The organism is Salmonella sp. NW645 (genome assembly GCF_051703725.1).
GTDB lineage: Bacteria > Pseudomonadota > Gammaproteobacteria > Enterobacterales > Enterobacteriaceae > Salmonella > Salmonella enterica.
Map to the genome: position 1 here is coordinate 25,501 of NZ_JAMMKR010000002.1, position 12,938 is coordinate 38,438.

At 53.5% G+C, this 12,938-nt stretch carries 11 protein-coding genes and 1 pseudogene; 8 read left to right on the plus strand and 4 right to left on the minus strand.

Going from position 1 to position 12,938, the window contains the following annotated elements:
- Window positions 1–63: 63 nt before the first annotated feature.
- From yjbE to psiE, 5 genes are all read left to right on the plus strand, one after another.
- Window positions 64–306, plus strand: a complete 243-nt coding sequence (yjbE, locus tag NA389_RS03965) for an exopolysaccharide production protein YjbE (RefSeq protein WP_001541297.1) — start codon at window positions 64–66, stop codon at window positions 304–306.
- Window positions 307–369: 63 nt separating this feature from the next.
- Window positions 370–1,008: a YjbF family lipoprotein gene (locus tag NA389_RS03970; protein ID WP_000824809.1), complete on the plus strand. Its 639-nt coding sequence runs from the start codon at window positions 370–372 to the stop codon at window positions 1,006–1,008.
- Window positions 1,005–1,742: a capsule biosynthesis GfcC family protein gene (locus NA389_RS03975; protein ID WP_000977974.1), complete on the plus strand. Its 738-nt coding sequence runs from the start codon at window positions 1,005–1,007 to the stop codon at window positions 1,740–1,742. Before NA389_RS03970 ends, NA389_RS03975 begins: the two co-directional genes overlap by 4 nt.
- Window positions 1,742–3,838 carry a YjbH domain-containing protein gene (locus tag NA389_RS03980; RefSeq protein ID WP_000750790.1) on the plus strand — a complete coding sequence of 699 codons (2,097 nt, stop codon included), beginning with the start codon at window positions 1,742–1,744 and terminating at the stop codon, window positions 3,836–3,838. The genes NA389_RS03975 and NA389_RS03980 overlap by 1 nt, the downstream gene beginning before the upstream one ends.
- A 142-nt stretch (window positions 3,839–3,980) precedes the next feature.
- The gene (gene psiE / locus NA389_RS03985; RefSeq protein ID WP_000982752.1) at window positions 3,981–4,391 is read left to right on the plus strand and encodes a phosphate-starvation-inducible protein PsiE; all 411 of its coding nucleotides are present in this window, start codon (window positions 3,981–3,983) and stop codon (window positions 4,389–4,391) included.
- Window positions 4,392–4,436: 45 nt separating this feature from the next.
- Here psiE and xylE read toward each other — a convergent pair whose 3' ends face one another.
- The 3 genes from xylE to malF form a co-directional block, all read right to left on the minus strand.
- The gene (xylE, locus tag NA389_RS03990) at window positions 4,437–5,912 is read right to left on the minus strand and encodes a D-xylose transporter XylE (protein ID WP_001091898.1); all 1,476 of its coding nucleotides are present in this window, start codon (window positions 5,910–5,912) and stop codon (window positions 4,437–4,439) included.
- A 319-nt stretch (window positions 5,913–6,231) separates the two neighbouring features.
- Window positions 6,232–7,122 carry a maltose ABC transporter permease MalG gene (gene malG / locus NA389_RS03995; RefSeq protein ID WP_001252081.1) on the minus strand — a complete coding sequence of 297 codons (891 nt, stop codon included), beginning with the start codon at window positions 7,120–7,122 and terminating at the stop codon, window positions 6,232–6,234.
- A 14-nt stretch (window positions 7,123–7,136) separates the two neighbouring features.
- The gene (gene malF, locus NA389_RS04000; RefSeq protein ID WP_000382573.1) at window positions 7,137–8,681 is read right to left on the minus strand and encodes a maltose ABC transporter permease MalF; all 1,545 of its coding nucleotides are present in this window, start codon (window positions 8,679–8,681) and stop codon (window positions 7,137–7,139) included.
- A gap of 42 nt (window positions 8,682–8,723) precedes the next feature.
- On the opposite strand from malF, the pseudogene NA389_RS04005 reads away from it, so the two are divergent.
- A pseudogene (locus tag NA389_RS04005) lies at window positions 8,724–8,864 on the plus strand (hypothetical protein); the annotation flags it as partial.
- On the opposite strand, the gene malE reads toward NA389_RS04005, so the two are convergent.
- Window positions 8,813–10,003, minus strand: coding sequence for a maltose/maltodextrin ABC transporter substrate-binding protein MalE (gene malE / locus NA389_RS04010; protein WP_000695415.1), 1,191 nt, complete (start codon window positions 10,001–10,003; stop codon window positions 8,813–8,815). The pseudogene NA389_RS04005 and the gene malE sit on opposite strands and share 52 nt — an antisense overlap.
- Window positions 10,004–10,364: 361 nt before the next feature.
- Here malE and malK point away from each other — a divergent pair, with 361 nt between their 5' ends.
- Window positions 10,365–11,474 carry a maltose/maltodextrin ABC transporter ATP-binding protein MalK gene (gene malK / locus NA389_RS04015; RefSeq protein ID WP_000179176.1) on the plus strand — a complete coding sequence of 370 codons (1,110 nt, stop codon included), beginning with the start codon at window positions 10,365–10,367 and terminating at the stop codon, window positions 11,472–11,474.
- Between the two features lie 88 nt (window positions 11,475–11,562).
- Window positions 11,563–12,921, plus strand: coding sequence for a maltoporin (locus tag NA389_RS04020; protein WP_000973678.1), 1,359 nt, complete (start codon window positions 11,563–11,565; stop codon window positions 12,919–12,921).
- Window positions 12,922–12,938: the final 17 nt, after the last annotated feature.

Consider the following 12,938-nt stretch of genomic DNA (forward strand, 5'->3'; position numbering starts at 1 on the left):
TACTCGGTAGCGCCCGAAATTCTTTTGGGTAAATCTCCATTCATTCAATGAAGGGAAATTATGATGAAAAAAGTACTGTATGGCATTTTTGCCATAACCGCGCTTGCGGCGACATCTGTCTCGGCAGCCCCCGTTCAGGTGGGTGAAGCGGCAGGGTCGGCAGCGACGTCGGTATCGGCGGGAAGTTCCTCCGCCACCAGCGTTAGCACCGTAAGTTCGGCGGTGGGCGTCGCGTTAGCGGCAACCGGCGGCGGCGATGGTTCCAATACCGGAACCACGACCACCACGACCACCAGTACCCAGTAGTATCGGTACGTTTAACCATAACCACACTCCGGTGTGGTTATTTTGCCCCTCTGGAGAAGCGTCGTGAAGCGACTCGCACTTATCCTGATTTGCCTGCTATTACAGGCGTGTTCGGCCACCACTAAAGGCTTGGGCGATTCACTGTGGGACAGTTTGTTCGGTACGCCAGGCGTACAGCTAACGGATGACGATATTCAAAACATGCCTTATGCCAGCCAGTACATGCAGCTTAACGGCGGTCCTCAACTGTTTGTGGTGCTCGCTTTCTCGGAAAACGGGCAGCAGAAATGGGTGACGCAGGATGGCGCGACGATCGTGACGCAGCATGGCCGTCTGGTCAAAACGCTGCTCAGCGGCGACAACCTGATCGATGTGAATAATCTGGCGGCCGACCCGCTGGCGAAACCAGGACAGATTATCGATGGCGCGACCTGGACTCGCACCCTGGGCTGGACCGAACATCGCCAGGTGCGTTACGCCACCGCCCGTTCCGTTTTTACATGGCGAGGGACCGATAGCGTTAGCGTCGGCAGTGAAGAGACCGCCGTGCGGGTGCTGGATGAAGAAGTGACGACCGATCAAACGCGTTGGCGTAATCGCTACTGGGTTGATAGCGAAGGCCAAATTCGCCAGACGGAACAGTATTTGGGCGCGAATTACTTTCCGGTGAAAACCACGCTGATTAAGGCGGCAAAATCATGATGAAAAGGACGATAAGCGCGCTGGCGCTGGCCTTTGTCGCGTCATCCGCCTTTGCCAGCGGCACTGTTACCGTTTTTACCCAAGGTAATAGCGAGCCTAAAACGCTGACAGACGCTGAGCGTCTGCTCGATTTAGTCGGACAGCCGCGCCTGGCAACGAGCTGGTGGCCTGCGGCGGTGATAGGCGAAGAACAGGCGACCGTGACGGCGCGTCAGCAGCAACAGGAACTTCTCGGGCGACTGGCGGCGCTCAGCGCTGAGGAAGACGGTGATGCGGCGGCGGCGATAAATACACTGCGCCGACAGATTCAGGCGGTGAAGGTGACGGGCAGACAATTCGTGAATCTTGATCCTGACGTAGTTCGGGTGAGCGAACGAGGTAACCCGCCGCTGCAAGGTCACTACACGCTCTGGGTCGGGCCGCAACCCACGCAGGTGACGCTCTTTGGCTTGATTAGCCAGCCGGGCAGCCAGCCGTTCGTCCCTGGGCGGGACGTCGCCAGTTATCTCGAGGGTCAGCGCTTACTCAGCGGCGCGGATCGTAGCTATGCCTGGGTGGTTTACCCTGATGGACGCAGCCAAAAAGCGCCGGTGGCTTACTGGAATAAACGTCATATCGAGCCAATGCCCGGCAGTATTATTTTTGTCGGTTTTGCCGATTCCCTTTGGCGCGGCACGCCGGAGGCGATAAATGCCGACATTCTTCATACCCTGACGCAGCGGATACCGGAATAATGAAAAAAACACATCTGCTCAGCGTGCTGGCGCTGGGTATTAGCGCGGCCTGCCATGCCGAAACATATCCAGCCCCTATTGGGCCTTCACAATCTGACTTTGGCGGCGTGGGCCTGCTGCAAACGCCGACAGCGCGTATGGCGCGTGAGGGGGAGATGAGCCTGAACTATCGTGATAACGATCAGTACCGCTACTACTCGGCTTCGGTTCAGCTTTTCCCGTGGCTGGAAACCACGTTGCGCTATACCGATGTCCGTACGAAAAAGTACAGCAGCGTGGAATCATTCTCCGGCGACCAGACTTACAAAGATAAAGCGTTTGATGTGAAACTGCGGTTGTGGGAAGAGAGTTACTGGATGCCGCAGGTGGCGGTTGGCGCGCGCGATATCGGCGGGACGGGGCTGTTTGATGCGGAATATATTGTAGCGAGTAAGGCCTGGGGGCCGTTTGATTTTTCATTAGGTCTTGGCTGGGGCTATCTTGGCACCAGCGGCAATGTGTCTAATCCTTTCTGTTCGTATAGTGATAAATTCTGTTCGCGTGATAACAGCTATAAAGAGGCAGGTTCCGTTGACGGTAGCGATATGTTTCACGGCCCGGCCTCGCTGTTTGGCGGCGTGGAATACCAGACCCCGTGGCAACCGCTACGCCTGAAGCTGGAGTATGAAGGCAATAACTATCAGCAGGATTTTGCGGGTAAACTGGAGCAGAAGAGCAAGTTTAACGTCGGCGCCATTTACCGCGTCACCGATTGGGCCGACGTTAACCTCAGCTACGAGCGCGGCAACACCTTTATGTTTGGCGTTACGCTGCGCACCAATTTCAACGATTTACGTCCCGCGTATCATGACAATTCACGCCCGCAATACCGACCACAGCCGCAGGATGCCATCCTGCAACATTCGGTAGTGGCTAATCAATTAACGTTATTGAAATATAATGCCGGTCTGGCGGACCCGAAAATCCAGGTCAAAGGCGATACGCTGTACGTTACTGGCGAACAGGTGAAGTACCGCGACTCCCGTGAAGGGATCGTGCGCGCTAACCGGATCGTCATGAACGATCTGCCGGAGGGGATCCGCACGATCCGCGTGACGGAAAACCGCCTTAATCTGCCGCAGGTCACCACTGAAACCGATGTCGCCAGCCTGAAACGCCATCTGGAAGGCGAACCGCTGGGACATGAAACCCCGCTGGTGCAAAAACGCGTGGAGCCGATCGTGCCAGAGAGTACTGAACAGGGTTGGTATATCGACAAGTCGCACGTTGATTTTCATCTTGATCCCGTGCTGAATCAGTCGGTAGGCGGCCCGGAAAACTTCTATATGTATCAGTTTGGCGTAATGGGAACTGCGGATCTGTGGGTCACGGATCATCTGCTCACCACGGGCAGCGTGTTTGCCAATATCGCCAACAACTACGACAAATTTAACTACACCAATCCGCCGAAGGATTCGCATCTGCCGCGGGTGCGTACGCATGTCCGTGAGTATGTGCAGAATGATGTTTATGTGAATAACCTACAGGCCAACTACTTCCAGTATTTTGGCAATGGTTTCTATGGGCAGGTCTACGGTGGTTATCTGGAGACCATGTTTGGCGGTGCCGGGGCGGAAGTCCTGTATCGCCCGATAGACAGCAATTGGGCGTTTGGTCTGGATGCCAACTACGTGAAACAGCGTGACTGGCGTAGCGCGCAGGATATGATGAAGTTTACCGATTACAGCGTGAAGACCGGACATTTGACCGCATACTGGACGCCGTCGTTCGCCCAGGATGTGCTGGTGAAAGCCAGCGTTGGTCAGTATCTGGCGGGCGATAAAGGCGGTACGCTGGAGATCGCCAAACGCTTCGATAGCGGCGTCGTTGTCGGCGGTTACGCGACGATTACCGATGCGTCGCCGGATGAATATGGGGAAGGGGATTTTACCAAAGGCGTATATGTTTCCGTGCCGCTGGATCTCTTCTCGTCCGGCCCAACCCGAAGTCGTGCGGCAATTGGTTGGACGCCGCTGACGCGTGACGGTGGTCAACAGCTTGGGCGTAAGTTTGGCCTGTATGATATGACCAGTGACAGGAGCGTAAATTTCCGTTAATACTCAGGCCGGATAAGGCGTTCAAAGCGCTATCCGGCAAATTATCTTATTGAACAAAATATAAACATAAATAAAAAATATAGATGCTCGTCACATTTGTGCGTTATACAGAAACCTCGCCGCAGAGAAAGAGGGGGCTGTTATGATGCCATTATCGCGCTCACGTCTTGAGTTTATCGCCACGATTTTACAAAACGTACTAAATTTGGGGCTGCTTACCCTCGGTCTGATCCTGGTCGTTTTTCTCGGTAAAGAGACGGTGCATCTGGCGGATGCATTATTCGTGCCTGAGCAAGCCAGCAAATATGAACTGGTGGAAGGGCTGGTGATCTACTTTCTTTATTTCGAATTTATTGCGCTGATTGTGAAGTACTTTAAGTCTGGCCTTCACTTTCCGCTGCGCTATTTCGTGTACATTGGGATCACGGCGATTGTGCGCCTGATCATTGTCGATCATAAAACGCCAATGGATGTATTACTCTATTCGGCGGCGATCCTCCTGTTGGTTATCACGTTGTGGTTATGTAATTCGAACCGACTACGGCGAGAATAGGCGTCGCCACACCGTAACGGACGTACGGCGTGGCGATAAATCAGCTTATTGTATGGCGGCTTTCGGCGTTTTCTCTTCTGCTGGCGTCCATAACTTCTCAAGTTCTTCCAGCGTTTTGCCTTTGGTTTCCGGCACGAACTTCCACATAAACAGCGCCGCCAGAATACCCATACAACCGTAAATCCAGTAGGAGAAACCGTTGTGGAAATGGGAAACCAGCCACGAATTTTTGTCCATCATCGGGAAGGTCCAGGAGACGAAGTAGTTCGCCAGCCACTGCGCGGCGACGGCAATGGCGAGCGCTTTGCCACGAATCGCGTTCGGGAAGATTTCTGCCAGCAGCACCCAACAAACCGGTCCCCAGGACATGGCAAATGCGGCGACGTAAAACAGCATCGACAGCAGCGCTATCAGCCCGGAAGCCTGGGTGTAAAACGCGGTGCCAAGGCTGAACATCCCAAGAGCCATACCCAATGCGCCAATAATTTGCAGCGGTTTGCGACCAAATTTATCTACCGTCATGATGGCCAGCACGGTGAAGCTCAGGTTGATTACGCCGACAATAATGGTCTGCAAGAGCGCCACGTCGGTGCTGGCCCCTAACGTTTTAAACACTTCCGGCGCGTAGTAGAGCACGACGTTAATGCCGACAAACTGCTGGAAGACGGACAGCATCACGCCAATGACTATCACGCCCACGCCAAACATCAACAGGCGTCCGCCGGTTTTACGACCATGCTCCAGAGACTGGTTGATCTCCTGCATGGCCTGGGTAGTGAGGCTGCTACCCATAATTTTGCGCAGAATGCCCTCCGCCTGTTCGTGTTTGCCACGTGCCATCAGCCAGCGCGGGCTTTCCGGTACGGTATACAGCAGCAGTAAAAACAGCAGGGCGGGAATACTTTCTGAAGCAAACATATATCGCCAGCCATCGGTATTCAGCCAGTTAGCGTCACCAGAGCGGGCAATGAAATAGTTAACGCAATACACCAACAGTTGACCAAAAATAATGGCGAACTGGTTAAAGGAAACCAGTTTCCCACGAATATGCGCTGGAGCCAGTTCAGCAATATACATCGGTGAGAGCATTGAGGCTAAACCAACGCCAATACCACCAATGATGCGATAAATAACAAATTCGGGGACATATCCGGCCAAATAAACAGGTACGGCATTATCTGGGTTAATCGTGGTAAATCCTAATTCTGGCCATGCGGAGCCAATACCGGAAATAAAGAACAGCAGAGCGGCGATTTTCAGCGAGTCCCGACGACCAAAGCGGTTACTGCAATAACCGCCCAGCGCACCGCCGATGATGCAGCCAATCAACGCACTGGCGACGCAGAAGCCCAATAGCGAGTTGGCGGCGGATTCACTTAAATGTTGCGGAGCGACAAACACGGTATTTAAGGATTCTACCGTTCCGGATATGACGGCAGTGTCATAGCCGAATAATAACCCTCCTAATGTTGCGACTAAGGTAATGGAAAAAATATAGCGGGAATTATAGTGGGTGTTCATTCAGACCTGCCTTAGAGGATACAGCTCTTTTGATCAGTGTCGTGATGGTGAATTTAACAGGCAGGGAAAACAATTATCATTTTTTACATTGCAATTATGTTTTGTCTTTTCTGTGATCTTAATTCTGTTTAATTTGTCTGTTTTCAGGCGGTAAATATAATTGCAGTGATGGGGGCCACGAAAGGAAATAATCGTAACAGCAATGCAAAATAACATAAAAAAAGCGCTCCGAAGAGCGCCAAAATACGACCATAAGTGGGGATAACATAAGTTGAGGGCAGTGGCATTGCCCGTTGCCGGGCAGGTACTTCGATAAGACTTAACCTTTCACACCCCCTGCCGTCAGGCCGTTGACCAGCCAACGCTGCGCCAACAGGAACACCAGGGTGATAGGAATAGCGGAAAGGACGGCGGCGGCGGCAAAGTCGCCCCACAAATAGTTTTGCGGGTTGAGATATTGCTGCATACCCACGGCCAGCGTATAGCTGTCCACATCGCGCAGTAACAACGAGGCGACCGGAACTTCGGTAATCGCCGCGATGAACGACAGGATAAACACCACCGCCAGAATCGGTACGGAAAGCGGCAGCAGCACCAGGCGAAATGCCTGCCACGGGGTTGCGCCATCCAGCGCGGCGGCCTCTTCCAGCGAGCTGTCGATAGTTTCGAAGTAGCCTTTAATCGTCCAGACATGCAGCGCAATGCCGCCAAGATAGGCGAAGATCACGCCGCCATGCGTATTCAGACCGATAAATGGAATGTATTGTCCCAGGCGGTCAAATAACGCATACAGCGCCACCAGAGACAAAACCGCCGGAAACATCTGGAAAATCAGCATCCCCTTGAGCAGTGTTGCTTTACCTGGAAAACGCATTCGTGCGAAAGCGTAGGCGCAGGTGGTGGAGAGCGCCACGATGCCGATGGCGGTAATACCGGCGATTTTCACCGAGTTCCACAGCCACAGCAGGACCGGGAAGGGAGGCGGCGTTACCCGACCATCCGCATGTTCCACGCTGAAACCCAGCGCCAGCCGCCAGTGTTCCCAGGAGATTTTATCCGGGATCAGGCTTCCGGTGGCGAAGTTCCCCTCACGTAGCGAGATAGCGATGACCATCAGCAGCGGGAACATGATCGCCGCGATGAAAATCAGCAGCCCCAGGTGCGTGATGAAGAGACGTAATTTTTGAGATTTGGGTTGGACCATAGCCATTGTTATTATCTCCCTTAATCAAACTTCATACGCGTGGCTTTCAGGTTCACGATGGCCAGCGCGCCTACCAGCAGGAAGATCAGCGTGGCAATGGCCGCCGCCAGACCGAAGTCCTGACCGCCGCCGCCTTCAAAGGCGATACGGTAGGTGTAGCTGACGAGCAGATCGGTATAACCGGCAGGCGTGGTGGTGCCGAGACGGTCTGGCCCGCCGTTGGTCAATAACTGAATCAGGACAAAGTTATTAAAGTTAAAAGCGAAGCTGGCGATCATCAGCGGCGTTAGCGGCTTAATCAGCAGCGGTAAGGTGATCTTAAAGAAATTCTGAAATGGACCGGCGCCGTCCATTGCGGAGGCTTCGTACAGGTCATCCGGAATCGCTTTCAGCAGTCCCATGCACAGGATCATCATGTAGGGATAGCCCAGCCAGGTATTCACGATAATCACCATTGCCCGCGCGGTGTTGGGGTCGCTGAACCAGGCAGGTTTAATGCCAAACAGCGCGCTCAGCATCATATTGATTTCGCCAAAGCTTTGGTTGAATAACCCTTTGAAAATCAAAATTGAAATAAACGACGGTACGGCGTAGGGCAGAATCAGCAGGACGCGGTAGATAGCTTTACCTTTCAGCGCTTCCCACTGTACGAGGCAGGCCAATACCATCCCAACCGCCACGGTTAACACCACAGTGAGAACCGAAAAGACCACGGTCCAGACGAAGATAGCGAAAAAAGGCTTCTGGATCCCTTCGTCGGTAAAGACGCGCGTAAAGTTTTTCGCGCCGATAGTAACGGTATAACCAGGACTGAGTTTTTCATCACCCCAGCTTCCGTCGGCGTTGATCGACTGATAATAACCGCTATCGTTGTTTGGCCGGTATTTTACGCCGCTCTGGTTATTGGTCAGCAGGCCGTCATCAGCCAGTGTGTACAGCGGACGGGTACCGGAAAACTGACGCAGCGAGCTCATAATCACTTTACTTTCATCCGGCAGGACGGCGGTTATCTGGTTCAGTGCCAGACGGTTCTGGGTGATTATTCGCAGATTGGCGCGTTCGCCGCCCGGCAGGGCATCAGTCTCTTTCAGCTGTAATTTCTGTTCGCCGCCGAAGGAAAATGCGTCAGACAGGTAATGTTTGCCCGTTTCTCCGTCGGTGAGGGCCAGTTGCCACTCGTCGCCGGTCGGGTAAAGACCGAAGTTATAGGTTTTTCCCGCCTGATAAGAACGGTCCATCAGCACTTGCTGGGCGCGTTCAAAGGTGAGCTGGTTGGTGCTGCTGTAGTTAGTAAAGGCGATGGCGATGGTGCACACCAGCGGGAATAGCACAAACAGCCCCATGCCGGCGAGGCCAGGGTAAACGTAGCGCCAGGCATAGGTTTTACGATTTGCGAAAATATACAGGCCAGCAGAGCTTAAAATCAGCGTCATGATGGCGAACAGATACTCCCCTTGTACGTACATTAAAACTACAAGGTAACCCACCAGCAGGCCCAGCAGACCAATTACTGACCATTTAAGCTGGTCGCTTTGCCACCAGTGTTTCTTTTTAATGACATCCATGGGGGTTTTCCTCTACAGCGTTGAAACTTCCTGGCCGGAGATGTGCCTGATGGCGCTGCGCTTATCAGGCCTACGGTGTGTTGTAGGCCGGATAAGGCATTTATGCCGCCATCCGGCACAGGCTCGCGGCATTACTTAGTGATACGGCTTTGTGCATCTTTCAGCGCGGCATCCACGGTTTGACGGCCGCTGGCGGCGTTGATCACAGCCGTACGTACCGCATACCAGAAGGCGGACATCTGCGGAATATTCGGCATGATCTCGCCTTTCTGGGCGTTATCCATGGTGGCGGCGATACGGGGGTCTTTCGCTAACTGCTCCTGGAAAGATTTCAGCGCCACAGCGCCCAGCGGTTTATCTTTGTTCACCGCTTCCAGACCCTGATCGGTCAGCAGGTAGTTTTCGAGGAACTCTTTCGCCAGCTCTTTATTCGGGCTGGCAGCGTTAATCCCCGCGCTCAGCACGCCGACGAACGGTTTCGAGGGTTTGCCTTTGAAGGTCGGCAGCAGGGTGACACCGTAGTTGACTTTGCTCTTGTCGATGTTCGACCATGCCCACGGACCGTTGATGGTCATTGCCGTTTCGCCTTTATTGAAGGCCGCTTCGGCGATGGAGTAATCGGTATCGGCGCTCATATTTTTGTTTTTGATCATATCGATCAGGAAAGTCAGGCCCGCTTTCGCGCCGGCGTTATCGACGCCAACGTCTTTCACGTCATACTTGCCGTTTTCAAATTTGAACGCGTAACCGCCGTCAGCGGCGATCAAAGGCCAGGTGAAATACGGCTCTTGCAGGTTGAACATTATCGCCGACTTCCCTTTCGCTTTTAGCTCTTTATCCAGCGCCGGGATCTCTTCCCAGGTTTTCGGCGGGTTCGGGACGAGGTCTTTGTTATAAATCAGGGAGAGGGCTTCAACGGCGATGGGGTAGGCGATCAGCTTGCCGTTATAGCGTACCGCATCCCAGGTGAACGGATAGAGTTTGTCCTGAAACGCTTTATCCGGAGTGACCTCCGCCAGCAGACCAGACTGCGCGTAGCCGCCAAAACGGTCGTGCGCCCAGAAGATAATGTCAGGACCGTCGCCGGTGGCAGCCACCTGCGGGAATTTCTCTTCCAGCTTATCCGGGTGCTCAACGGTCACTTTAATGCCGGTGTCTTGCTCAAATTTTTTACCGACCTCGGCCAGACCGTTATAGCCCTTGTCGCCGTTGATCCAGATAACCAGTTTACCTTCTTCAATTTTGGCGAGAGCCGGGGCGGAAATCATCATCGTCGTAAGTGCGGATAATGCGAGGATGCCTACGCCAGTTTTAATCTTCATATCTCCCATCCTTTTTGGTGATGTACACAGAGGTGGTTTAACGGTCTCTAGTTTCTTTATACGACAACCTCTTTCCATCCTCCCCGCCCCTACGCCCCACCCCGGCTTTATGTGATCTGTGTTGCATAAATGTGAGTAATGCGTGCTGGCGCACACAAAAACACGCCGATTTTTGCGGGCGGCATCACGAAATTCCTTTTCTGCCCGCGCCCGTGGTCTCAGGCGCTGTGCCCTCATCCTCCCGCCTCCTCCCCCATAAAAAAGCCGGGGGGTGGAGGATTTACCCCAGTCAGGGATCGCGCATAGTCAGGCCATCATGAATGTTGCTGTCAATGACAGGTTGTAACGAAGGGAGAAGGGCATGGCGAGCGTACAGCTACGAAATGTAACGAAAGCCTGGGGTGACGTGGTGGTATCGAAAGATATTAACCTCGATATCCATGACGGGGAGTTCGTGGTGTTTGTCGGACCGTCAGGCTGTGGTAAATCGACCTTGCTGCGTATGATCGCCGGGCTTGAAACCATTACCAGTGGCGACCTGTTTATCGGGGAAACCCGTATGAATGATATTCCGCCTGCCGAGCGCGGCGTGGGCATGGTATTCCAGTCTTATGCGCTCTATCCCCATCTCTCCGTTGCAGAAAACATGTCTTTCGGCCTCAAGCTGGCGGGCGCCAAAAAAGAGGTTATGAATCAACGCGTCAACCAGGTGGCGGAAGTGCTGCAACTGGCGCATCTGCTGGAACGTAAGCCAAAAGCGCTTTCCGGCGGGCAGCGTCAGCGCGTAGCGATTGGCCGCACGCTGGTGGCGGAGCCGCGTGTGTTTTTGCTGGATGAGCCGCTCTCTAACCTGGACGCCGCGCTACGCGTGCAGATGCGCATTGAAATTTCTCGCCTGCATAAACGTCTGGGTCGCACGATGATTTACGTCACCCACGATCAGGTCGAGGCGATGACGCTGGCCGACAAAATCGTGGTGCTGGACGCCGGTCGCGTCGCGCAGGTCGGTAAGCCGCTGGAGTTGTACCACTATCCGGCGGACCGCTTTGTCGCGGGCTTCATCGGCTCGCCGAAGATGAACTTCCTGCCGGTGAAAGTGACCGCCACCGCAATTGAACAAGTCCAGGTCGAACTGCCGAATCGCCAGCAAATCTGGCTGCCGGTCGAAAGTCGCGGCGTGCAGGTCGGCGCCAATATGTCTTTAGGCATTCGGCCGGAACACCTGCTGCCGAGCGATATCGCCGATGTCACCCTGGAAGGTGAAGTCCAGGTGGTCGAGCAGTTAGGGCACGAAACACAAATTCATATCCAGATCCCCGCCATCCGTCAAAACCTGGTTTATCGCCAGAATGACGTGGTGCTGGTAGAAGAGGGCGCCACATTCGCTATCGGCCTGCCGCCAGAGCGCTGTCATCTGTTCCGCGAGGATGGCAGCGCATGTCGTCGTCTGCATCAAGAGCCGGGTGTTTAAGGCCTCCATAAAAAAACGAAACGCAAAACCATTCGCAGTTTTAGAAGGTGGCAGCGTTTAAAGAAAAGCAATGATCTCAGGAGATAGAATGATGATTACTCTGCGCAAACTCCCTCTGGCGGTTGCTGTCGCAGCGGGCGTAATGTCCGCTCAGGCAATGGCTGTCGATTTCCACGGTTACGCCCGTTCCGGTATTGGCTGGACGGGAAGCGGCGGCGAACAACAATGTTTCCAGGTGACCGGTGCACAAAGTAAATACCGTCTCGGTAACGAATGTGAAACCTATGCGGAACTGAAACTGGGCCAGGAAGTGTGGAAAGAGGGCGATAAGAGCTTCTATTTTGACACCAACGTCGCCTATTCGGTTAACCAGCAGAACGACTGGGAATCGACCGATCCCGCCTTCCGCGAAGCGAACGTGCAGGGTAAAAACCTGATTGAATGGCTGCCGGGCTCTACCATCTGGGCCGGTAAGCGCTTCTATCAGCGTCATGACGTACACATGATCGACTTCTACTACTGGGATATTTCAGGTCCTGGCGCGGGTATCGAAAATATCGATCTGGGCTTCGGTAAGCTTTCACTGGCGGCGACCCGCTCTACTGAAGCGGGCGGCTCTTACACCTTCAGCAGCCAGAATATTTATGATGAAGTGAAAGATACCGCTAACGACGTCTTTGACGTACGTCTGGCTGGTCTGCAAACGAACCCGGACGGCGTACTGGAGCTGGGCGTTGATTACGGTCGCGCCAATACGACCGATGGTTATAAGCTGGCTGATGGGGCATCGAAAGACGGCTGGATGTTCACCGCCGAACACACGCAAAGCATGTTGAAAGGCTATAACAAGTTTGTCGTGCAATATGCCACCGATGCCATGACCACGCAGGGTAAAGGCCAGGCGCGTGGTTCCGACGGTTCTTCATCTTTCACTGAAGAATTGCCTGATGGAACCAAAATTAATTATGCCAATAAGGTCATCAATAATAATGGCGATATGTGGCGTATTTTGGATCATGGCGCCATCTCGCTTGGTGATAAATGGGATTTGATGTACGTCGGTATGTACCAGAATATCGATTGGGATAATAACCTGGGTACTGAGTGGTGGACCGTGGGCGTACGTCCAATGTACAAGTGGACGCCAATCATGAGTACCCTGCTGGAAGTCGGCTACGACAACGTGAAATCTCAGCAGACCGGCGATCGTAACAATCAATATAAAATTACCCTGGCGCAACAGTGGCAGGCGGGCGACAGCATCTGGTCGCGTCCGGCTATCCGTATTTTCGCCACCTACGCGAAATGGGATGAGAAATGGGGCTATATCAAAGACGGCGATAACATTTCCCGTTATGCCGCAGCGACTAACTCCGGCATTTCCACCAATAGCCGTGGCGATAGCGATGAGTGGACCTTCGGCGCCCAGATGGAAATCTGGTGGTAATACGATGGTCATCTGAC